Origin of the sequence: Tenacibaculum sp. UWU-22 (assembly GCF_041021355.1) — a bacterium.
In the GTDB taxonomy this organism is placed as follows: Bacteria; Bacteroidota; Bacteroidia; order Flavobacteriales; family Flavobacteriaceae; genus Polaribacter.
Window position 1 is genome coordinate 421,491 of the sequence record NZ_JBFNGP010000001.1, and the last position, 21,862, is coordinate 443,352.

General features: G+C 33.8%; 34 protein-coding genes. All 34 read left to right on the top strand.

What is annotated here, in order from left to right; translation table 11 throughout:
* The first annotated feature begins 4 nt into the window (after positions 1-4).
* Positions 5-2,122 carry an elongation factor G gene (gene fusA, locus AB2B44_RS01870; RefSeq protein WP_369047854.1) on the top strand — a complete coding sequence of 706 codons (2,118 nt, stop codon included), beginning with the start codon at positions 5-7 and terminating at the stop codon, positions 2,120-2,122.
* A gap of 19 nt (positions 2,123-2,141) precedes the next feature.
* The gene (gene rpsJ / locus AB2B44_RS01875) at positions 2,142-2,447 is read left to right on the top strand and encodes a 30S ribosomal protein S10 (RefSeq protein ID WP_024740605.1); all 306 of its coding nucleotides are present in this window, start codon (positions 2,142-2,144) and stop codon (positions 2,445-2,447) included.
* A 305-nt stretch (positions 2,448-2,752) separates the two neighbouring features.
* Complete coding sequence (rplC, locus tag AB2B44_RS01880) at positions 2,753-3,370, top strand: 50S ribosomal protein L3 (protein WP_369047855.1); 618 nt, start codon at positions 2,753-2,755, stop codon at positions 3,368-3,370.
* Complete coding sequence (gene rplD, locus AB2B44_RS01885) at positions 3,370-3,999, top strand: 50S ribosomal protein L4 (RefSeq protein ID WP_369047856.1); 630 nt, start codon at positions 3,370-3,372, stop codon at positions 3,997-3,999. The genes rplC and rplD overlap by 1 nt, the downstream gene beginning before the upstream one ends.
* Positions 4,000-4,007: 8 nt before the next feature.
* Complete coding sequence (rplW, locus tag AB2B44_RS01890) at positions 4,008-4,298, top strand: 50S ribosomal protein L23 (protein WP_369047857.1); 291 nt, start codon at positions 4,008-4,010, stop codon at positions 4,296-4,298.
* 12 nt (positions 4,299-4,310) lie between these two features.
* The gene (gene rplB, locus AB2B44_RS01895) at positions 4,311-5,135 is read left to right on the top strand and encodes a 50S ribosomal protein L2 (protein WP_369047858.1); all 825 of its coding nucleotides are present in this window, start codon (positions 4,311-4,313) and stop codon (positions 5,133-5,135) included.
* A 6-nt stretch (positions 5,136-5,141) separates the two neighbouring features.
* Positions 5,142-5,420, top strand: a complete 279-nt coding sequence (rpsS, locus tag AB2B44_RS01900) for a 30S ribosomal protein S19 (protein WP_369047859.1) — start codon at positions 5,142-5,144, stop codon at positions 5,418-5,420.
* A 9-nt stretch (positions 5,421-5,429) separates the two neighbouring features.
* On the top strand, positions 5,430-5,834 hold the full coding sequence (gene rplV / locus AB2B44_RS01905) for a 50S ribosomal protein L22 (protein WP_369047860.1): 405 nt from the start codon (positions 5,430-5,432) through the stop codon (positions 5,832-5,834).
* 12 nt (positions 5,835-5,846) lie between these two features.
* Entirely contained in the window at positions 5,847-6,563 is a 717-nt protein-coding gene (gene rpsC, locus AB2B44_RS01910) for a 30S ribosomal protein S3 (protein WP_369047861.1), read from the top strand.
* 19 nt (positions 6,564-6,582) lie between these two features.
* Complete coding sequence (gene rplP / locus AB2B44_RS01915; RefSeq protein WP_369047862.1) at positions 6,583-7,014, top strand: 50S ribosomal protein L16; 432 nt, start codon at positions 6,583-6,585, stop codon at positions 7,012-7,014.
* 77 nt (positions 7,015-7,091) lie between these two features.
* Positions 7,092-7,283 carry a 50S ribosomal protein L29 gene (rpmC, locus tag AB2B44_RS01920; RefSeq protein WP_369047863.1) on the top strand — a complete coding sequence of 64 codons (192 nt, stop codon included), beginning with the start codon at positions 7,092-7,094 and terminating at the stop codon, positions 7,281-7,283.
* Positions 7,284-7,303: 20 nt separating this feature from the next.
* On the top strand, positions 7,304-7,561 hold the full coding sequence (gene rpsQ / locus AB2B44_RS01925) for a 30S ribosomal protein S17 (RefSeq protein ID WP_105046104.1): 258 nt from the start codon (positions 7,304-7,306) through the stop codon (positions 7,559-7,561).
* A gap of 1 nt (position 7,562) precedes the next feature.
* Positions 7,563-7,931 (top strand): 50S ribosomal protein L14, encoded by a 369-nt coding sequence (rplN, locus tag AB2B44_RS01930; protein WP_369047864.1) that lies wholly within the window; start codon positions 7,563-7,565, stop codon positions 7,929-7,931.
* A gap of 12 nt (positions 7,932-7,943) precedes the next feature.
* Entirely contained in the window at positions 7,944-8,252 is a 309-nt protein-coding gene (gene rplX / locus AB2B44_RS01935) for a 50S ribosomal protein L24 (RefSeq protein WP_369047865.1), read from the top strand.
* Positions 8,253-8,254: 2 nt separating this feature from the next.
* Complete coding sequence (gene rplE / locus AB2B44_RS01940) at positions 8,255-8,806, top strand: 50S ribosomal protein L5 (RefSeq protein ID WP_369047866.1); 552 nt, start codon at positions 8,255-8,257, stop codon at positions 8,804-8,806.
* Positions 8,807-8,810: 4 nt separating this feature from the next.
* Positions 8,811-9,080, top strand: a complete 270-nt coding sequence (rpsN, locus tag AB2B44_RS01945; protein WP_369047867.1) for a 30S ribosomal protein S14 — start codon at positions 8,811-8,813, stop codon at positions 9,078-9,080.
* 164 nt (positions 9,081-9,244) lie between these two features.
* Positions 9,245-9,643 carry a 30S ribosomal protein S8 gene (gene rpsH / locus AB2B44_RS01950; protein WP_369047868.1) on the top strand — a complete coding sequence of 133 codons (399 nt, stop codon included), beginning with the start codon at positions 9,245-9,247 and terminating at the stop codon, positions 9,641-9,643.
* Between the two features lie 12 nt (positions 9,644-9,655).
* Positions 9,656-10,201 (top strand): 50S ribosomal protein L6, encoded by a 546-nt coding sequence (rplF, locus tag AB2B44_RS01955; protein WP_369047869.1) that lies wholly within the window; start codon positions 9,656-9,658, stop codon positions 10,199-10,201.
* A gap of 77 nt (positions 10,202-10,278) precedes the next feature.
* Positions 10,279-10,629, top strand: a complete 351-nt coding sequence (gene rplR / locus AB2B44_RS01960) for a 50S ribosomal protein L18 (protein ID WP_369047870.1) — start codon at positions 10,279-10,281, stop codon at positions 10,627-10,629.
* Positions 10,630-10,639: 10 nt separating this feature from the next.
* Positions 10,640-11,164 carry a 30S ribosomal protein S5 gene (rpsE, locus tag AB2B44_RS01965; protein WP_369048514.1) on the top strand — a complete coding sequence of 175 codons (525 nt, stop codon included), beginning with the start codon at positions 10,640-10,642 and terminating at the stop codon, positions 11,162-11,164.
* An 11-nt stretch (positions 11,165-11,175) separates the two neighbouring features.
* Entirely contained in the window at positions 11,176-11,358 is a 183-nt protein-coding gene (gene rpmD, locus AB2B44_RS01970) for a 50S ribosomal protein L30 (protein WP_369047871.1), read from the top strand.
* Between the two features lie 12 nt (positions 11,359-11,370).
* On the top strand, positions 11,371-11,820 hold the full coding sequence (rplO, locus tag AB2B44_RS01975; RefSeq protein ID WP_369047872.1) for a 50S ribosomal protein L15: 450 nt from the start codon (positions 11,371-11,373) through the stop codon (positions 11,818-11,820).
* Between the two features lie 13 nt (positions 11,821-11,833).
* Positions 11,834-13,159: a preprotein translocase subunit SecY gene (secY, locus tag AB2B44_RS01980; protein WP_369047873.1), complete on the top strand. Its 1,326-nt coding sequence runs from the start codon at positions 11,834-11,836 to the stop codon at positions 13,157-13,159.
* Position 13,160: 1 nt separating this feature from the next.
* Positions 13,161-13,376, top strand: coding sequence for a translation initiation factor IF-1 (gene infA / locus AB2B44_RS01985; protein ID WP_152285504.1), 216 nt, complete (start codon positions 13,161-13,163; stop codon positions 13,374-13,376).
* Positions 13,377-13,402: 26 nt separating this feature from the next.
* Positions 13,403-13,519 (top strand): type B 50S ribosomal protein L36, encoded by a 117-nt coding sequence (gene ykgO / locus AB2B44_RS01990; protein WP_369047874.1) that lies wholly within the window; start codon positions 13,403-13,405, stop codon positions 13,517-13,519.
* Positions 13,520-13,625: 106 nt separating this feature from the next.
* Positions 13,626-13,991, top strand: coding sequence for a 30S ribosomal protein S13 (rpsM, locus tag AB2B44_RS01995; protein ID WP_369047875.1), 366 nt, complete (start codon positions 13,626-13,628; stop codon positions 13,989-13,991).
* An 82-nt stretch (positions 13,992-14,073) separates the two neighbouring features.
* A complete protein-coding gene (gene rpsK, locus AB2B44_RS02000) occupies positions 14,074-14,457 on the top strand; it encodes a 30S ribosomal protein S11 (RefSeq protein WP_369047876.1) in 384 nt (127 codons plus the stop codon).
* Positions 14,458-14,603: 146 nt separating this feature from the next.
* Positions 14,604-15,209, top strand: coding sequence for a 30S ribosomal protein S4 (rpsD, locus tag AB2B44_RS02005; RefSeq protein ID WP_369047877.1), 606 nt, complete (start codon positions 14,604-14,606; stop codon positions 15,207-15,209).
* Between the two features lie 98 nt (positions 15,210-15,307).
* On the top strand, positions 15,308-16,300 hold the full coding sequence (locus tag AB2B44_RS02010) for a DNA-directed RNA polymerase subunit alpha (protein WP_369047878.1): 993 nt from the start codon (positions 15,308-15,310) through the stop codon (positions 16,298-16,300).
* A 59-nt stretch (positions 16,301-16,359) separates the two neighbouring features.
* Positions 16,360-16,833, top strand: a complete 474-nt coding sequence (gene rplQ, locus AB2B44_RS02015; protein WP_369047879.1) for a 50S ribosomal protein L17 — start codon at positions 16,360-16,362, stop codon at positions 16,831-16,833.
* A 208-nt stretch (positions 16,834-17,041) separates the two neighbouring features.
* Positions 17,042-18,154, top strand: a complete 1,113-nt coding sequence (gene carA, locus AB2B44_RS02020) for a glutamine-hydrolyzing carbamoyl-phosphate synthase small subunit (RefSeq protein ID WP_369047880.1) — start codon at positions 17,042-17,044, stop codon at positions 18,152-18,154.
* A gap of 56 nt (positions 18,155-18,210) precedes the next feature.
* Entirely contained in the window at positions 18,211-18,720 is a 510-nt protein-coding gene (locus AB2B44_RS02025; RefSeq protein ID WP_369047881.1) for a hypothetical protein, read from the top strand.
* Between the two features lie 398 nt (positions 18,721-19,118).
* Entirely contained in the window at positions 19,119-20,411 is a 1,293-nt protein-coding gene (eno, locus tag AB2B44_RS02030; protein ID WP_369047882.1) for a phosphopyruvate hydratase, read from the top strand.
* Between the two features lie 133 nt (positions 20,412-20,544).
* Positions 20,545-21,831 (top strand): citrate synthase, encoded by a 1,287-nt coding sequence (locus AB2B44_RS02035; protein WP_369047883.1) that lies wholly within the window; start codon positions 20,545-20,547, stop codon positions 21,829-21,831.
* Positions 21,832-21,862: the final 31 nt, after the last annotated feature.

The following is a 21,862-nucleotide window of genomic DNA, read 5'->3' on the forward strand; positions in this document are numbered from 1 at the left end:
AACGATGAGTAGAGATTTAAAATATACAAGAAACATAGGTATTGCTGCACATATTGATGCAGGTAAAACCACCACTACAGAGCGTATTCTTTATTACACAGGTGTTTCGCACAAAATTGGTGAAGTACACGATGGTGCTGCAACTATGGACTGGATGGAGCAAGAGCAAGAGAGAGGTATTACCATTACATCTGCCGCAACTACTTGTACTTGGGATTTTCCAACAGAAAACGGCGAAAAAACTCCAGACACTAAAGGATATCATTTTAACATTATTGATACTCCAGGTCACGTAGATTTTACAGTAGAAGTAAACCGTTCATTACGTGTATTAGATGGGTTAGTATTTTTATTTTCAGCTGTTGATGGTGTAGAGCCTCAATCAGAAACTAACTGGAGATTAGCCGACAACTACAAAGTTCCTCGTATGGGATTTGTAAACAAAATGGACCGTCAAGGATCGAACTTCTTAGCTGTTTGCCAACAAGTAAAAGATATGCTAGGTTCTAACGCAGTGCCTATTGTATTACCAATTGGTGATGAAGCTGACTTTAAAGGTGTAGTTGATTTAGTAAAAAACCGTGCTATTGTTTGGCATGACGAAACTAAGGGTTCTACATTCGATATCATCGAAATTCCAGAAGACTTAAAAGAAGAAGCTGCTGAATATAGAGCTAAATTAATAGAAGAGGTTGCTGCTTACGATGAAAATTTACTAGAAAAATTTATGGAAGATGAAAGTTCTATTACTGAAGACGAGGTGCATGCAGCATTGAGAGCAGCAGTAATGGACATGTCTATTATTCCTATGATTTGTGGTTCTGCCTTTAAAAACAAAGGTGTACAATTTTTATTAGATGCTGTTTGCCGTTATTTACCTTCACCAACCGATAAAGATGCCATCATAGGTACCGACCCAAATACTGGTGAAGAAGTTTCTCGTAAACCAGATGCAAAAGAACCTTTTTCTGCTTTAGCTTTTAAAATTGCTACCGATCCTTTCGTAGGTCGTTTAGCTTTTTTCCGTGCTTATTCTGGCCGTTTAGATGCAGGTTCATACGTTTTAAACAATCGTTCTGGTAAAAAAGAACGTATTTCTCGTATTTACCAAATGCACTCTAACAAACAAAATGCCATCGAATATATTGAAGCGGGTGATATTGGAGCAGCAGTTGGATTTAAAGATATAAAAACAGGAGATACTTTATCAGACGAAAAACACCCTATTGTTTTAGAATCTATGGATTTCCCTGATCCAGTAATCGGTATAGCTGTTGAGCCTAAAACAAAAGCAGACGTAGATAAATTAGGTTTAGCTTTAGCAAAACTAGCTGAAGAAGACCCTACTTTTACGGTACGTACTGATGAGGCTTCAGGTCAAACCATTATCTCTGGTATGGGCGAGTTACACTTAGATATTATTGTAGATCGTTTAAAAAGAGAATTTAAAGTAGAAGTAAACGAAGGACAACCTCAAGTAGAATACAAAGAAGCTTTAACTGCTAAAGCAGACCATAGAGAAGTTTACAAAAAACAATCTGGTGGTCGTGGTAAGTTTGCTGATATCGTATTTACTATGGAACCAGCCGAAGAAGGTAAACACGGATTAGAATTTGTTTCTGAAATTAAAGGTGGTAATATTCCAAAAGAATTTATTCCTTCAGTAGAAAAAGGATTTAAAGAAGCCATGAAAAATGGTCCTTTAGCAGGTTATGAAATGGATGCGATGAAGATTACTTTAAAAGATGGTTCATTCCACCCTGTAGATTCTGACCAATTATCATTTGAATTAGCTGCAAAAATGGGCTATAAAGCAGCAGCTAAAAGTGCTAGAGCGGTAATTATGGAACCTATCATGAAATTAGAGGTACTTACCCCTGAAGAAAACATGGGTGACATTGTAGGTGATTTAAACCGAAGAAGAGGGCAAGTTTCTGACATGTCTGACAGAGCAGGTTCTAAAGTAGTAAAAGCCTTAGTTCCTTTATCTGAAATGTTTGGTTATGTAACGTCATTACGTACGTTATCTTCTGGTAGAGCAACTTCTACTATGGAGTTTTCTCACTACGCAGAAACACCTTCAAACATATCTGAAGAAGTAATCGCAAAAGCAAAAGGATAATTTACTAAATAATAATACGATGAGTCAAAAAATTAGAATTAAATTAAAGTCTTACGATTACAATTTAGTAGATAAATCTGCTGAAAAAATTGTAAAGACTGTAAAGAGTACTGGAGCTGTAGTAAACGGTCCAATACCTTTACCAACTAATAAAAAGATTTTTACAGTATTACGTTCTCCACACGTAAACAAAAAATCTAGAGAGCAATTTCAATTATCTGCTTACAAACGCTTATTAGACATTTATAGTTCTTCATCAAAAACTATTGATGCTTTAATGAAATTAGAGTTACCAAGCGGCGTTGAAGTTGAAATTAAAGTATAAGTAATTAATAACTTTCGGTTTAGTTTTGCTAAACCGAAAGTTTTTTATACTTTTGCACACCCATTAAGTTGGGGTTTAGCTTTTTATTGTAGTTAAAAACTCAATAAAAACAACATGTCCAGAGGGTTTCGCGAAGGAAAAATGGTAAAACACAGTAGAGCTTAAAGCGGGGTGTTTTACGCTCTATTTTTTTAGAACGAAATTTAAAAAGGGCAAAAAAACGAAACATTTGTTTCAAAAAACAAGTATTAATTGAAGCATTTTTCGAGGAAATAAATCTCAAAAATGTAAATCAAAAATTAAAAATGTCTGGGTTAATAGGAAAAAAAGTAGGAATGACCAGCTTATTTGATGAAAACGGGAAAAATATTCCTTGTACAGTAATCGAAGCGGGTCCTTGCGTTGTTACCCAAGTCAGAACCGAAGAGGTTGACGGTTATAACGCGTTACAACTTGGTTTCGATGACAAAAAAGCAAAAAGCTCTAATAAAGCTTTAGATGGTCACTTTAAAAAAGCTGGCACATCTGCTAAAAGAAAAGTTGTTGAGTTCCAAGGATTTAAAGATGAGTACAAATTAGGTGACTCAATTACTGTTGAATACTTTACCGAAGGAGAATTTGTTGATGTATCAGGAATTTCTAAAGGTAAAGGTTTTCAAGGAGTTGTTAAACGTCATGGTTTTGGCGGGGTTGGACAAGCGACTCACGGTCAACACAACCGTTTAAGAGCGCCTGGTTCAGTTGGTGCTGCATCATATCCTGCAAGAGTATTTAAAGGAATGCGCATGGCAGGTCGTATGGGTGGAGACAAAGTAAAAGTTCAAAATTTAAGAGTTTTAAAAGTGGTAGCCGATAAAAATCTTATCGTTGTAAAAGGAGCTATTCCTGGCCACAAAAACGCTTATGTAACTATCGAGAAATAATGGAAGTAGCAGTATTAAATATCACAGGAAAAGATACTGGTAGAAAAGTTGAACTTTCTAACGAAGTATTTGGTATAGAACCAAACGATCACGCTATTTATTTAGACGTAAAACAATATTTGGCAAACCAACGTCAAGGTACCCACAAAGCTAAAGAAAGAGCTGATATTGCTGGTAGTACTAGAAAAATCAAAAAACAAAAAGGAACAGGTACTGCTCGTGCAGGTAGTATCAAATCTCCTGTTTTTAGAGGCGGTGGGCGTGTTTTTGGTCCAAGACCAAGAAATTATTCTTTCAAATTAAATAAAAACTTAAAACGATTAGCACGTAAATCAGCTTTAAGTATTCAAGCAAAAGACAACAACCTAGTTGTTATTGAAGATTTTAATTTTGAAGCGCCAAAAACCAAAGAGTTTATCAACGTATTAAAAGCTTTAGAATTAGACACTAAAAAGTCTTTATTCGTATTAGGTGAAGAAAGTAAAAATGTATACTTATCTTCTCGTAACCTAAAGAAATCTAAAGTTGTAGGAGCTTCAGGTATTAATACTTATAGCGTTTTAAATGCTAACAAAGTAATTATTACCGAAAGCTGTTTAGAAGGAATTGAATCTAATTTAAGTAAATAGGGAAGAAAATGAGCATTTTAATTAAACCTATTATTACAGAAAAAGCTACAAACGATAGCGAGTTACACAACCGTTATACATTTGTTGTAAATAAAAAAGCTAACAAATTAGAAATAAGAGAAGCTTTAGAAGCTACTTATGGCGTAACTATTGAGTCTGTAAAGACCATGAATTACCCAATCCATAGAAAAACCAAATACACAAAAAAAGGGTTAACTACAGGATCTACAGGTGGCTACAAAAAAGCAGTTATTCAGTTAGCTGAAGGAGAAAGCATTGATTTTTATAACAATCTTTAACAAAAGACAACCATGTCAGTTAGAAAATTAAAACCAATAACACCAGGTCAGCGTTTTAGAGTAGTAAATGGGTTCGACACCATTACTACTGACAAGCCGGAGAAATCGTTATTAGCTCCGAAAAAAAGATCTGGAGGTCGAAACAGCCAAGGGCGTATGACAACCCGCAATATAGGTGGTGGTCATAAACAAAAATACCGTATTATCGACTTTAAAAGAGATAAACACGGTGTGCCTGCAACAGTAAAAACTATTGAATACGATCCAAATCGTACTGCATTTATTGCATTAGTTAATTATGCTGATGGAGAAAAACGTTATGTAATTGCACAAAACGGTTTAAAAGTAGGTCAAACTATCGTTTCAGGAAAAGAAGCTTCACCAGAAATTGGTAACGCTATGTACTTAAGCGATATTCCGTTAGGTACTACTATTTCTTGTATAGAATTACACCCTGGTCAAGGAGCTGTTATGGCTCGTTCAGCAGGTTCGTTTGCACAATTAATGGCAAGAGAAGGTAAATATGCAACTGTAAAATTACCATCAGGAGAAACAAGATTAATCTTATTAACCTGTTTGGCAACTGTTGGTGTTGTATCAAACTCAGACCACCAATTGTTAGTATCTGGTAAAGCAGGTAGAAGCAGATGGTTAGGTAGACGACCAAGAACAAATGCTGTTCGTATGAACCCAGTTGATCACCCAATGGGTGGTGGTGAAGGACGTTCTTCTGGAGGACATCCAAGATCTCGTAACGGTATTCCTGCAAAAGGATACAAAACTAGATCAAAAACCAAAGCTAGTAATAAGTATATTATAGAACGTAGAAAGAAATAATAAACCATGGCAAGATCATTAAAAAAAGGACCGTACGTTCATTATAAATTAGAGAAAAAAGTATTGGCTAACGTAGAAGCAGGAAAAAAATCAGTAATTAAAACTTGGTCTAGAGCTAGTATGATTACTCCTGATTTTGTTGGGCAAACAATAGCCGTTCATAACGGACGTCAATTTGTTCCTGTATATATTACAGAGAACATGGTAGGTCATAAATTAGGCGAATTTTCACCAACACGTTCATTCCGTGGACACGCTGGTGCTAAAAATAAAGGAAAAAAATAGTAGGAAATTATGGGAAGTCGTAAACATAACATGGCAACACAGTTAAAAGAAGCAAGAAAAGCAAAAGCTTTTGCTAAATTAACTAATTGTCCTACATCACCAAGAAAAATGCGCTTGGTAGCAGATCAAGTAAGAGGTGTTGAAGTTGAAAAAGCTTTACAAATCTTAAAATTCAGTCCAAAAGAAGCATCACGTAATTTAGAAAAATTATTATTATCTGCCATTGCAAACTGGCAAGCTAAAAACGAAGAAGCTAACATTGAAGAAGCTGGATTATTTGTAAAATCAATTTGTGTAGATAGCGCAGGTATGTTAAAAAGGTTAAGACCTGCTCCACAGGGGCGTGCACATAGAATTCGTAAGCGTTCTAATCATGTAACCTTAGAGTTAGGAACTAAAAATAACAGTAATTAATCAACAGTAGAAATGGGACAAAAAACAAATCCAATAGGAAATCGTTTAGGAATTATCAGAGGATGGGAATCTAACTGGTATGGTGGAAATGACTACGGAGATAAAATTGCTGAAGACGATAAGATTAGAAAATATGTAGATGCTCGATTAGCAAAAGCGAGTGTTTCACGTATAATTGTAGAACGCACTTTAAAACTTGTAACCGTTACTATCACTACAGCACGTCCAGGTATTATTATCGGTAAAGGCGGGCAAGAGGTAGACAAGTTAAAAGAAGAGCTTAAGAAAATCACAGGCAAAGAAGTTCAAATTAATATTTTTGAAATTAAACGACCAGAATTAGACGCTAAATTAGTAGCTGGCAGTGTTGCTCGTCAAATTGAAAATAGAATTTCGTATAAGCGTGCTACTAAAATGGCTATTGCTGCAGCAATGCGTATGAATGCAGAAGGTATTAAAGTACAACTTTCTGGACGTTTAAACGGTGCTGAAATGGCTCGTTCTGAACACTATAAAGAAGGAAGAATTCCTCTTTCTACTTTTAGAGCAGACATCGACTATTCACTTGTTGAAGCTCATACTACCTACGGAAGAATAGGTGTAAAAGTATGGATTATGAAAGGTGAGGTTTATGGAAAACGAGAGTTATCTCCATTAGTAGGGCTATCAAAACAAAAAGGTAGCGGAAACAAAGGTGGAGGTAAACGTCAACCTCGTAAAAGAAAATAATTTTTAAAAAAAATTAAAAATGTTACAGCCAAAAAGAGTAAAATACCGTAAGGTACAGAAGGCGAAAGGAAACATGAATGGTAATGCTGGTAGAGGTAACCAACTTTCTAACGGAATGTTTGGTATCAAATCACTAGACCAGAACTTACTTACTTCTCGTCAAATAGAGGCAGCTCGTATCGCGGCAACTCGTTATATGAAAAGAGAAGGACAACTTTGGATTAAAATTTTCCCAGACAAACCAATTACTAAAAAACCATTAGAGGTACGTATGGGTAAAGGTAAAGGTGCTCCTGATCATTTTGTTGCCGTTGTTAAGCCAGGAAGAATTTTGTTTGAAGTTGGTGGTGTGCCAATGCCTATCGCCAAAGAAGCTTTACGCTTAGCCGCACAAAAGCTTCCCGTAAAAACAAAGTTTGTAATAGCAAGAGATTTTGATTACAACGCTTAAACAGAAGTTATACAGTTGAAAAGTTAGTGGTTTTAAAAAATAAAATTTACTAACAAACAACTAAAAACTAAAAAAAGATGAAACAATCAGAAATTAAAGAATTATCAACAGCTGACTTACAAGAAAAGCTAGAAGCGTTGAAAAAAAGTTATACAGACCTTAAAATGGCACATGCCATTACTCCAATAGAAAATCCTTTGGAGTTACGTAGCTTAAGAAGATCTGTTGCAAGAGTTGCCACAGAATTAACCAAAAGAGAATTACAATAATTCTATAGTCAGTTTTAAAGATGGAAAAAAGAAATCTTAGAAAAGAAAGAATCGGTGTTGTTTCTAGTAACAAAATGGAAAAATCTATTGTTGTTTCAGAAGTAAAAAGAGTAAAACACCCAATGTACGGTAAATTCGTGTTAAAAACGAAAAAGTACGTTGCACACGACGAAAAGAATGATTGCAACGAAGGCGATACCGTTAGGATTATGGAAACACGTCCTATGAGTAAATCTAAACGTTGGAGATTAGTAGAAATCCTAGAAAGAGCGAAATAATATGTTACAGACAGAATCAAGATTAAAAGTAGCTGATAATACTGGAGCTAAAGAAGTTTTAGTAATTAGAGTTTTAGGAGGAACAAAAAAACGATACGCTAGTGTTGGAGATAAAATAGTTGTTACAGTAAAAGCAGCTACTCCAAACGGAACTGTTAAAAAAGGACAAGTTTCTCGTGCCGTTGTTGTTCGTACTAAAAAAGAAGTAAGACGTAAAGACGGTTCGTATATACGATTTGACGATAACGCTTGTGTACTTTTAAATCCTACAGAAGAAATGAGAGGTACACGTGTATTTGGTCCAGTTGCACGCGAATTACGTGAAAAACAATTTATGAAAATAGTATCATTAGCACCTGAAGTGCTTTAATATCAAAATAAGATGCAAAAGTTCAAAATTAAATCAGGAGATACTGTAAAAGTAATCGCTGGAGACCATAAAGGTTCAGAAGGTAAAGTTTTACAAATCATCAAAGATAAAAACAGAGTTGTAGTAGAAGGGGTAAATATGATATCTAAGCATGTTAAACCAAGCGCTTCAAATCCTCAAGGTGGTATTGTAAAAAAAGAAGCTTCTATACATATTTCAAACGTAGCTTTAGTAGAAAATGGCAAAGCTGTGAGAGTAGGATATAAAATAGAAGATGATAAAAAAGTAAGATTTTCAAAAAAATCAGAAAAAGCAATTTAATTATGAGTTACGTACCAAGATTAAAAGCCGAATATAAAGAAAGAGTAATTAAAGCTCTTACTGACGAGTTTAGCTACTCAAACGTAATGCAAGTACCTAAATTACAAAAAATAGTTGTAAGTAAAGGTGTAGGTTCTGCAATAGCCGATAAAAAATTAATCGAATATGCTGTTGAAGAATTAACAACTATTACTGGTCAAAAAGCAGTAGCTACTATCTCTAAAAAAGACGTTGCTAACTTTAAACTACGTAAAGGCATGCCTATCGGAGCTAAAGTTACACTACGTGGAGAAAAAATGTATGAATTTTTAGATCGATTAATTACAGCTTCTTTACCTCGTGTAAGAGACTTTGGCGGTATTAAAACAAGTGGTTTTGACGGTAGAGGTAATTACACATTAGGTATTACTGAGCAAATTATCTTTCCAGAAATTAACATAGATCAAGTTAAAAAGATTAACGGTATGGATATTACTTTTGTAACATCTGCTACTACCGACAAAGAAGCAAAATCTTTATTAGCAGAATTAGGTTTACCTTTTAAAAAGAATTAATAAGATGGCTAAAGAATCAATGAAAGCCCGTGAGCGTAAAAGAGCAAAAACGGTAGCAAAATATGCAGAAAAACGTAAAGCTTTAAAAGAAGCTGGCGACTATGAAGCATTACAAAAACTACCAAAAAACGCCTCTCCTGTTAGAACACACAACCGTTGTAAATTAACTGGACGACCAAAGGGTTATATGCGTCAGTTTGGAATTTCACGTGTAACTTTTCGTGAAATGGCTAACCAAGGATTAATTCCTGGTGTTAAAAAAGCAAGCTGGTAAGCACTTTAAAATAAAACTCAAAAAAATAAAATAGAATGTGTATATTTGCACGCTCTATTTTTTTTGAGTAAAATAAGTATTAACAGGTTTCAGGTTTAGTAATTACGGTTTTAACCGTAGGTACAATAGAAATTACTAAATACCAAAACCGCAAATTTAATTATATGTACACAGATCCAATCGCGGATTTTTTAACTCGTGTTCGAAATGCAATCGCTGCAAATCACCGAGTAGTAGAAGTTCCCGCTTCAAAATTGAAGAAGGAAATGACAAAAATTTTGTTTGATCAAGGATACATTTTAAGCTATCAGTTCAAAGACGATAAAGTTCAAGGAACTATAAAGATAGCTTTAAAATATGACCGAGACACAAAAGAGTCTGTTATTAGAAAAATTCAAAGAATTTCAACTCCAGGTTTACGTAAATACGTTGGCGCTAAAGAAATGCCAAGAGTATTAAACGGATTAGGTATTGCTATTGTTTCTACATCAAAAGGTGTTATGACAAACAAAAAAGCACGCCAAGAAAATGTTGGAGGCGAAGTATTATGTTACGTTTATTAATCACTTTGTACAATGAGTAGAATAGGAAAAAATCCAATCGCATTACCACAAGGTGTTGAAGTTAAAGTAAACGATAACGTGGTTACGGTAAAAGGTAAATTAGGAGAATTATCACAAACTATCTCTGAAGGAATTACCTTAACGATCGAAGATGCTCAAATTAGTTTAGAAAGAGCATCAGAAAGCAAAACTCAGAAAGCACAACACGGGCTTATGAGAGCTTTGGTAAATAATATGATTGAAGGTGTAAGCAAAGGCTTTACTAAAGAACTAGAATTAGTAGGGGTTGGTTACAGAGCTTCAAATCAAGGTCAAAAATTAGATTTAGCTTTAGGTTTTTCGCACAATATTATTTTAGACTTAGCTCCTGAGGTTAAGGTTGAAACAATATCAGAAAAAGGAAAAAACCCAATCGTTAAATTAACTTCTTATGACAAACAATTAGTAGGTCAAGTAGCCGCTAAAATTCGTTCGTTCCGTAAGCCTGAGCCTTACAAAGGAAAAGGAATTAAGTTTGTAGGAGAAGTATTAAGAAGAAAAGCAGGTAAATCTGCATAATTATTTGAAGTTAGAAAATTGAAAAAGTCTGTAAAAAGACCATTCAAAATTCAAAATTCAAAACCAATTATAAAATTATGGCATTATCAAAGCTTGAAAGAAGACAACGTATTAAGCATAGAATTAGAAAAATTGTTACCGGTACAGCTGACAAACCTAGATTATCAGTTTTTAGAAGTAACAAAGAAATTTATGCGCAATTAATAAATGATGTAGAAGGTGTTACTATAGCATCAGCATCATCAAGAGATAAAGAAATTACAGCAGGTTCTAAGGCAGATACCGCAGCGGCAGTTGGTAAAACAATTGCTGAAAAAGCATCTAAAGCAGGTGTTGAAACGGTAGCTTTTGATAGAAACGGATATTTATATCACGGCAGAGTTAAAGTATTAGCTGACGCCGCTAGAGAAGCTGGTTTAAAATTTTAAGACACATTATATTATGCAAGGATATAAAAACGTAGAAAGAGTAAAACCAAGCGGATTAGAGCTTGTTGATAGACTAGTAGGCGTACAACGTGTTACCAAAGTTACTAAAGGTGGTAGAGCTTTTGGTTTCTCTGCAATTGTAGTTGTAGGTAACGGTGACGGAGTTGTTGGTCATGGTCTAGGAAAATCAAAAGATGTTTCATCAGCTATTGCAAAAGCAGTAGAAGATGCTAAGAAAAATTTAGTACGAATTCCTATTATCGATAGTACTTTACCTCACGAACAAAAAGGTAAATTTGGCGGAGCTAAAGTATTTATTAAGCCTGCTTCACACGGTACCGGAGTTATTGCTGGTGGTGCTGTACGTGCAGTATTAGAATCGGTTGGAATACACGATGTATTATCAAAATCACAAGGATCATCAAACCCACATAACGTAGTAAAAGCAACTTTTGATGCTTTATTACAGTTACGTAGTGCTGCAACAATTGCAAAACAAAGAGGTGTTTCTTTAGAAAAAGTTTTTAACGGATAAATTTTAAGACGATGAGTAAAGTTAGAGTTACACAAGTAAAAAGTAAAATTGGTCGCCTTAAAAATCAAAAAAGAACTTTAGAGGCGTTAGGATTGCGAAAAATCAACCAAACTGTTGAACACGACGCAACCCCTACAATTTTAGGAATGATAAATAAAGTTTCACACTTAGTTTCTGTACAAGAAGTTAAATAAGACAATATACAAATGAGTTTACATAACTTAAAACCGGCTACTGGATCTACGAAAAAAACCAAACGTATTGCTCGTGGAGAAGGTTCAGGTCACGGAGGCACCTCTACCAGAGGTCATAAAGGAGCAAAATCTCGTTCTGGTTATTCTCGTAAGATTGGTTTTGAAGGTGGGCAAATGCCTCTTCAAAGACGTGTGCCTAAATTTGGTTTTACCAATATTAATCGTAAAGAATATGTTGGTATTAATTTAGACAAACTACAATCTTTAGTAGATAATGGAAGAATTAAAGATACCGTTAATTTAGATATTTTAATAGAAAATAGATTAGCTGGTAAAAACGATTTAGTAAAAATATTAGGTCGTGGAGAGTTAAAAGCAAAGTTAAATATTACTGTACATAAATTTACTACTAGCGCTAAAGAAGCTATTGAAGCTGTAGGAGGCGAAGCAGTAACTTTATAAGAACCATCCGTAAATGAAGAATTTTATAAATACCTTAAAAGATATTTGGAAAGTAGAAGAATTAAGAGAAAAACTTCTATTAACACTAGGTTTAATTGCTGTTTATCGTTTTATGTCAACCGTTCCCTTACCCGGAATAGACCCAACGCAGTTATCGGCTTTAAAAAATAGCACTTCTAGTGGTCTTTTAGGAATTTTAAACGCATTTACAGGAGGAGCTTTTGCAAGAGCATCGGTAATGGCTTTGGGTATTATGCCTTACATCTCGGCATCTATTGTTGTTCAATTAATGGGTATTGCTATACCCTATTTACAAAAACTACAAAAAGATGGCGAAAGTGGGCAAAAAAAGATAACCCAAATTACCCGTTGGTTAACCATTCTAATTACCATGTTTCAAGGTCCAGCATATATTACCGCAATTAAAACGCAATTCGGTTTACCTGAATCAGCTTTTCTAGTTGGTGGGGCAACCTTTTGGGTTTCGTCGATGATATTGTTAACCGCAGGAACCATTTTTGCAATGTGGTTAGGTGAACGTATTACCGATAAAGGTGTTGGTAATGGTATTTCATTATTAATTACCGTAGGTATTGTAGCTAGATTTCCAGCAGCTTTTGTTCAAGAGCTTGTTTCTAAAACAACCAATGCTGGTGGTGGTGGAATTATGATGATTTTAATCGAAATGATTGTATGGTTGGTTGTCATATTATTAACCGTATTACTTGTTACAGCTGTACGCAAAGTAACCATACAATATGCAAGACGTGGCGTTGCTGGAAACATCAAAGATGTTGCTGGTGCAAGACAGTATATTCCATTAAAACTAAATGCAGCAGGTGTAATGCCAATTATATTTGCACAAGCTATTATGTTTTTACCTTTAGCTTTAGCTAAAAAATACCCTGCTTTAAGCAGCTTACAAGACATACATGGTTTATGGTATAATGTAATTTTTGCATTACTAATTATCATCTTTAGTTATTTTTATACTGCTATAACTGTTCGTACAGATGAAATGGCACAAGGGTTAAAAAGAAGCGGTGGTTTTATTCCTGGAATTAGACCTGGAAAAGATACAGCTAATCGTTTAGATGCTATTTTATCTAGAATAACTTTTCCTGGTTCTTTATTTTTAGCCGCTTTATCTATTTTACCATCTGTGGTAACTAAGTTTGGCGTACAACAAAGCTGGGCTTTATTTTATGGCGGTACATCATTAATTATTATGGTAGGAGTTGCTATTGATACCATTCAGCAAATTAACTCGTATTTATTAAATAGTCATTACGATGGTTTAATGAAAACAGGAAGCAGTAATAGAAAATCACTAAAATAATATGGCTAAACAAGCAGCAATACAACAAGACGGAACAATAACAGAAGCATTATCAAATGCTATGTTTCGTGTAGAGTTAGAAAACGGACATATTGTTACAGCGCATATTTCAGGTAAAATGCGTATGCACTATATAAAATTATTACCTGGAGATAAGGTTAAATTAGAAATGAGTCCTTACGATTTAACAAAGGCTCGTATAACATATAGATATTAATACATTAAGTTGTAAAACTAATAAAGATGAAAGTAAGAGCATCCATAAAAAAAAGAAGTGCCAACTGTAAAATAGTACGCAGAAAAGGCAGATTATACGTAATTAACAAACAAAACCCAAGATTTAAACAAAGACAAGGGTAAAAAATAAATAAAGTCAATTAGCAATTAGTCGTTAGATGAATCTGCTCGAAATAGAAATGTTTAGGATTCTAACAACTAAAAACTAACAACTAAACCTAAAAAAAGTATGGCAAGAATAGCAGGTATTGATATACCAAAGAATAAAAGAGGCGTTATTTCGTTAACCTACATTTTTGGTATCGGAAAAAGTAGAGCGCAAGAAATTTTAGCAAATGCAAAAATTGACGAAAGCATTAAAGTTCAAGATTGGACAGATGACCAAATTGCTGCAATTCGTGAGCAAGTAGGAAAGTACACTATTGAAGGCGAATTACGCTCAGAAGTACAATTAAACATTAAACGTTTAATGGACATCGGGTGTCAAAGAGGTATTCGTCACAGACTTGGTTTACCACTAAGAGGACAACGAACCAAAAACAATTCTCGTACTAGAAAAGGAAAACGTAAAACAGTAGCTAACAAGAAAAAATAAGAAATAGTATTAAGTAAAAACCCATTAATTTTTTAGTTAAAAAAATTAATTGCTATTTACTGATAACTAAATACTAAAGATTATGGCAAAAGCAAGTTCAAAAAAACGTAAAGTTATAATAGAGTCGGTAGGTGAAGCACACATTGCAGCCTCTTTTAACAATATTATCATCTCTTTAACCAACAAAAAAGGAGACGTAATTTCTTGGTCATCTGCAGGTAAAATGGGCTTTAGAGGCTCTAAAAAAAATACACCTTACGCAGCGCAATTAGCAGCAGAAGATTGTGCTTCAGTTGCAAAAGAAGCCGGATTACGAAAAGTAAAGGTATATGTAAAAGGACCAGGTAATGGTAGAGAATCTGCTATTCGATCAATTCATAATGCAGGTATTGAAGTAACCGAAATTATCGATGTTACTCCTATTCCTCATAATGGATGTCGTCCTCCAAAAAGAAGAAGAGTTTAATAAAATTAAACTTTGCAAAAACTATTTTTAGATTTTAATCGAAAAATTAGAATCCGATATTAATTAATATTTTAACCCATTAGGAAAAATGATTATCGAAGGATATTAGCCTTAATTCATAATCCCTAATACAACAAAAAAACAAAATGGCAAGATACACAGGACCAAAAACTAAAATCGCCCGTAAATTTGGTGAAGCAATTTTCGGAGATGACAAAAATTTCGAAAAAAGAAATTACCCTCCAGGACAACACGGTAACAACCGTCGTCGCGGGAAAAAATCAGAATATGCTACGCAATTGATGGAAAAACAAAAAGCAAAATACACTTATGGTATTTTGGAACGTCAATTTAGCAACTTGTTTAAAAAAGCACAAGCTGCTGGTGGTATTACAGGTGAAGTGTTATTACAATTATGCGAATCACGTTTAGATAACGTAGTATATCGCTTAGGAGTTGCAACTTCTCGAAGAGCTGCACGTCAATTAGTATCGCACCGTCATATTACCGTAAATGGTGATATAGTAAACATTCCATCATACCGATTAAAAGACGGCGATGTAGTAGCGGTAAGAGAAAAATCAAAATCGTTAGACGCTATCGAAAATGCCTTAGCAGCAAATAATAGTGTTTACGAATGGTTGACTTGGAATACAGAACAAAAATCAGGAACTTTTGTAAAAGCCCCTGAAAGAGAACAAATTCCTGAAAACATAAAAGAACAATTAATTGTAGAATTATATTCTAAATAATAAATTAATCCTATTGGTATTTGGCCAAAGGGTTTATTCGTACCTCTTCAAACTTATAAACCGCGCAACCAAATAACAATTAAAACGAAGAAAAAAATATGGCAATTTTAAATTTTCAAAAGCCCGACAAAGTAATTATGATAGAATCTACCGATTTTTCAGGTAGATTTGAATTTAGACCGCTAGAACCTGGTTTTGGTTTAACCGTTGGTAATGCTTTACGTCGCGTATTGCTTTCATCTTTAGAAGGCTTTGCAATTACATCATTACGTTTTGATGGTGTTGAGCACGAGTTTTCTACCATCAAAGGTGTTGTAGAAGATGTAACCGAAATTATTTTAAATTTAAAACAAGTACGTTTTAAAAAACAAATAGACGACTCTGATAGAGAAACCGTATCTATTTCAGTATCTGGACAAGAACAATTAACCGCTGGCGATTTACAAAAATTTATTTCTGGTTTTCAAGTATTAAACCCAGAATTAGTTATTTGCAACATGGATTCTTCTGTAAAATTAAATGGTGAAATTACCATTGAAAAAGGAAGAGGATTTGTGCCTGCAGAAGAAAACAAACGTGCAGGTGCTGTTTTAGGAACCATTTTTACAGATTCAATTTTTACTCCTATTAAAAACGTAAAATACGCTGTAGAAAACTTTCGTGTTGAGCAAAAAACCGATTACGAAAAATTAGTTTTTGATATTGACACAGATGGATCTATCAATCCAAAAGATGCCTTAACAGAAGCTGCAAAGATTTTAATTCACCACTTTATGTTGTTCTCAGATGAGCGCATTACGTTAGAAGCTGATGAAATTGCACAAACAGAAACTTACGATGAAGAATCGTTACATATGCGTCAATTGTTAAAAACACGTTTAGTTGACATGGACTTATCGGTACGTGCATTAAACTGTTTAAAAGCCGCAGAAGTAGATACATTAGGTGATTTAGTATCATTTAACAAAAGTGATTTAATGAAATTTAGAAACTTTGGTAAAAAATCATTAACCGAATTAGAAGAGTTAGTGATTAACAAAAACCTAAGTTTTGGAATGGATTTAAGCAAATACAAATTAGATAAAGATTAATCTTTCATAATTTGCTCCTCAAAGAGAGTTGAGCAAGATGAAAGCAAATAACAAAGGTCATGAGACACGGAAAAAAAATTAACCATTTAGGAAGAAAAACAGCACACAGAAAGGCAATGTTATCAAACATGGCATGTTCTTTAATAGAGCACAAGCGCATTAACACTACTGTTGCGAAAGCCAAAGCATTACGCCAATTTGTTGAACCGTTAATAACAAAATCTAAAGCAGATACCACTCATAATCGTCGTGTAGTATTTAGTTACTTACGAAACAAATATGCAGTTACTGAGTTATTTAAAGAAGTATCGGTAAAAGTAGCTGAACGTCCTGGTGGTTATGTTCGTATTATTAAATTAGGAAACCGTCAAGGCGATAACGCTCCAATGGCAATGGTTGAGTTAGTAGATTATAACGAACTATACAACCCTAAAGGTAAAAAAGCTAAGAAAACTACGCGTCGTAGCCGTAGAGGTGGTAAAAAAGCAGAAGCAACTACTACTGAAACAACAGAAACGACAGCAGAAGAATAGTATATGAATTTATATACCGTATAAAAAAAGCAGTAAACGTAAAGTTTACTGCTTTTTTTATATTTTTGCGCCAAATTATTTTAACCTCATTACGATAATTAAAATTAGGCGAAAAAGAGGCAGCTGTATAAAGAATAAATACCTTAACAGCAACATAACCCAACAAACAAAACCAAAAGCTAAAAATAGATAATATAAGCTCATTCATATGAAATACAAACAACAAAAAAAAGCACTTGTTTTATTAGCAGACGGCACCATTTTTTATGGTAAATCTATAGGAATAGAAGGTACTGCTACTGGCGAAATCTGTTTTAATACAGGTATGACTGGCTATCAAGAAATATTTACAGACCCATCTTACTATGGTCAGTTAATGGTTGCAACCAATGCCCATATTGGTAATTACGGTGTAAATAACGACGAGGTAGAATCTGACGGAATTAAAATTTCAGGATTAATTTGTCGTAATTTTAGCTTTACTTATTCGCGTGAAAATGCCGATGGCAGTCTGTTTGATTGGTTTAAAAAACACAACTTAGTAGCTATATCAGATGTAGACACTCGCGCATTAGTAGCATACATAAGAGACAATGGAGCTATGAATGCCATTATTTCTACCGAAGTTGATAAACTTGATGAGTTAAAAAAACAACTCGCTACAACACCTAATATGGAGGGGCTAGAGCTTGCCTCAAAAGTATCTACTAAAGAACCTTATTTTGTAGGCAATGAAAATGCCGCTATTAAAATTGCTGCATTAGATATTGGTATTAAAAAAAATATTTTAAGAAACTTAGCTAAAAGAGACGCCTATATTAAAGTATTTCCATACAATACAAGTTTTGAAGAAATGAAAGCTTTTAATCCTGACGGATATTTTATTTCTAACGGACCTGGAGACCCAGAACCTTTAACAGAGGCCCAAAATACTGCTAAAGAAATAATTAAAAGAAATTTACCCTTATTTGGTATTTGTTTAGGTCATCAAGTAATTGCTTTAGCTAACGGAATTTCTACATACAAAATGCATAATGGACATCGAGGCATTAACCACCCTGTAAAAAATTTACTAACTGGTAAAGGAGAAATTACCTCTCAAAATCACGGATTTGCTATCAATCGAGAAGAAACTGAAGCAAACCCTGAGGTTGAAATTACACATGTACACTTAAACGACAATACTGTTGCAGGTATACGAATGAAAAATAAAAATGTATTTTCAGTACAATACCATCCAGAGGCTAGCCCTGGACCTCATGATTCAGCATATTTATTTGATGTTTTTATAGAAAACATCAAAAAAAATAAACAGAATTAATATTTAAATTTAAACCCTTATTTAAACATATAACTCAAACAATTAATTCAATTTTTATGGATAACAGAAACTTAAGCTTAAAATTTCGTCTAATACACCGTTATTTAGGGTTCTTTTTAGTAGGTATTATTGCCGTTTACTCAATTAGTGGTATTGCACTAATTTTTAGAAAAACAAACTTTTTTAAAGTAGAAACAATAGTTACGCAACAACTAGATAAAAACCTAGCAAACAATCAACTTAAATCAAAGCTACGGTTAAAAGAAGATATCAATAAACAAGAAGGTGATACTTTATATTTTAAAAATGGAACTTATAATCAAGCAACAGGCGTTGCAATTATAAAAAAAATGAGATCACCGTATATACTTGGAAAGATGGAAGATTTACATAAATCTTCAACTAGTAGCCCTATATTTATTTTTAATCTTTTCTTTGGTATATCGCTAATTTTCTTTGTAGTTTCTGCATTTTATATGTTTTTACCGAGTAAACCTATACTAAAAAAAGGGCTTTACTTTACCATTGGTGGTATTATATTAACGCTTATTTTCTTATTTATCTAAACAAAAATAAAACAAACAATACTCAAAACAGCTATTTACATTTTTATGTATTTAGCTGTTTTTTTTATAATATGACTAACTATTTTATTAGCCTATATAATTGTTTAAGCAACCGTTTAACGAAATTTAATTGCATTTCGTCTATAGAAACGTCCCATATAAAGTTTTTAACAAAAAAAGTATTTCAATTTTAGTTTAATTTACAGTGTGATTAAATAATCACTTTTCTTTTTCATAGCAATTTTCCCACTCTTATTATTAAGAGTGGGTTTTTTTAGCAATCGTTTTCGTAATAAAACCTCCTTAAACTTTAAAACAATAAAAGACATTTTGTAATTTAGCGCTCATTAAAATAATAGAATAACTTATTATTAAAAAAACTTAAAAACCCAAATATTATGAGCATTATAACCAACATTCATGCACGTCAAATTTTTGATTCTAGAGGAAACCCTACCGTAGAAGTAGATGTTATTACCGAAAATGGAATTTTAGGTAGAGCAGCCGTTCCTTCTGGAGCTTCAACTGGAGAACACGAAGCGGTTGAATTACGTGATGGTGGCAAAGAATATATGGGTAAAGGTGTATCAAATGCTGTAAATAACGTAAACAACATCATTGCTCAAGAATTATTAGGCATGTCTGTTTTTGAACAAAATGCCATTGATTTAACCATGATAGATTTAGATGGTACAGCAAATAAATCTAAATTGGGTGCAAATGCTATCTTAGGCGTTTCTTTAGCTGTAGCAAAAGCGGCTGCCAATGAGTTAGCAATACCTTTATATCGATACATTGGAGGAGTTTCGGCCAACACCTTACCTGTTCCTATGATGAATATTATTAACGGTGGTTCACATTCAGATGCTCCTATTGCTTTTCAAGAATTTATGATTATGCCTGTAAAAGCAAAAAACTTTGCCAATGCAATGCAAATAGGATCTGAAATTTTTCACAACCTAAAAAAGGTATTACACAACCGTAACCTTTCTACTGCTGTTGGTGACGAAGGTGGTTTTGCCCCTACCCTTGACGGAACAGAAGATGCTATTGAAACCATTGCCTTAGCTACTAAAAATGCAGGTTATAAATTTGGCGACGAAGTAATGATTGCCCTAGACTGTGCCTCTGCAGAATTTTATGTTGACGGAAAATATGATTACACAAAGTTCGAAGGTGATAAAGGAAAAATACGTACAAGTAAAGAACAAGCCGATTACTTAGCCGAATTAGCTGATAAATACCCTATTATTTCTATTGAAGACGGAATGGATGAAAACGATTGGGACGGATGGAAATATTTAACTGACAAAATTGGTACTAAAGTACAATTAGTTGGTGATGATTTATTTGTTACCAATGTAGAAAGACTATCAAAAGGTATCGCTAACGGAATTGCAAACTCAATTTTAATTAAAGTAAACCAAATAGGTACTTTAACCGAAACTATTAGTGCCGTAAATATGGCACACAAAGCAGGATATACCTCTGTAATAAGTCACCGCTCAGGCGAAACCGAAGATAACACTATTGCCGATTTAGCCGTAGCGTTAAATACCGGGCAAATCAAAACAGGCTCTGCTTCTCGATCTGATAGAATGGCAAAATACAACCAATTGTTACGTATTGAAGAAGAATTAAACGGCATAGCTTTTTATCCTCAGAAAAAAGCATTTAAAATTCAACAATAGCTAAAACCTAACTTTTTTATCAGACCTAATAGATTTTAAAATCTATTAGGTCTTTTTTTTATATCTAGTTGTTTTTAAAATGCTATAAATTTGGTATCTTCGTACCCTTTTCAATTCAAAATCAAATTAAAAAATGGCAGACACAGCAAAACTAGTAATTGATCAAAACACTTATGAATTTCCATTAGTAAAAGGAACTGAAAATGAAATTGGAATAGACATAAAAACGCTACGAGGAGTTTCTGGAGGAGTTATTACTCTTGACCCTGGTTTTAAAAATACAGGTTCTTGCGAAAGTGCTATTACTTTTTTAAATGGTGAAGAAGGTATTTTACGATATAGAGGCTATTCAATTGAAGAGCTAGCCGAAAAAGCCGATTTTTTAGAAGTTGCCTTTTTATTAATTTTTGGAGAATTACCAACAAAAGAGCAACTAGAAAAATTTGATGCTGATATTAAAGAAAAAGCCATTGTAGATGAAGATGTAAAAAAAATCATTGATGCTTTTCCAAAAAATGCGCACCCTATGGGCGTATTATCTTCGTTAACAAGTGCGCTGATTGCCTTTAATCCATCTTCTGTTAATGTTGATTCTGAACAAGAAATGTACAGAGCTATTGTGAAAATACTAGCTAAATTTCCTGTTTTAGTAGCTTGGACCTTACGTAAAAAACAAGGATTACCTTTAAACTACGGGTCAAAAAGTTTAGGATATGTAGAAAATGTATTGCGTATGATGTTTGCTACACCTGATGAAGACTACAAAATTAATCCAATTATAAAAGACGCCTTAGATAAATTATTAATTTTACATGCCGATCACGAACAAAACTGTTCTACTTCTACAGTACGAATTGTAGGCTCATCGCATGCGGGTCTTTTTGCTTCACTTTCTGCTGGTATTTCGGCTCTTTGGGGTCCCTTACATGGTGGCGCTAACCAAGCTGTATTAGAAATGCTCGAAGCTATTAGACAAGATGGTGGAGACACCAAAAAATATATGGCAAAAGCAAAAGACAAAAACGACCCTTTTAGATTAATGGGCTTTGGGCATAGAGTATATAAAAACTTTGATCCTAGAGCAAAAATTATAAAAGTTGCTGCCGACCAAGTATTAAACGACTTAGGAATTGAAGACCCTATTTTAACTATTGCTAAAGGCTTAGAACAAGAAGCTTTAAACGACGAATACTTTGTAAAAAGAAAGTTATACCCAAATGTAGATTTTTATTCAGGCATTATTTATCGTGCTATGGGTATACCTGTTGAAATGTTTACTGTTATGTTTGCTTTAGGGCGCTTACCTGGATGGATTGCGCAATGGAGAGAAATGCGTTTAAATAAAGAACCTATTGGTCGCCCAAGACAAATTTATATAGGAAAAAACTATCGTCCTTTTGTAGAAATTAACAAACGATAAAATACAAAAAGCTTAATAAAAAGTACAACGC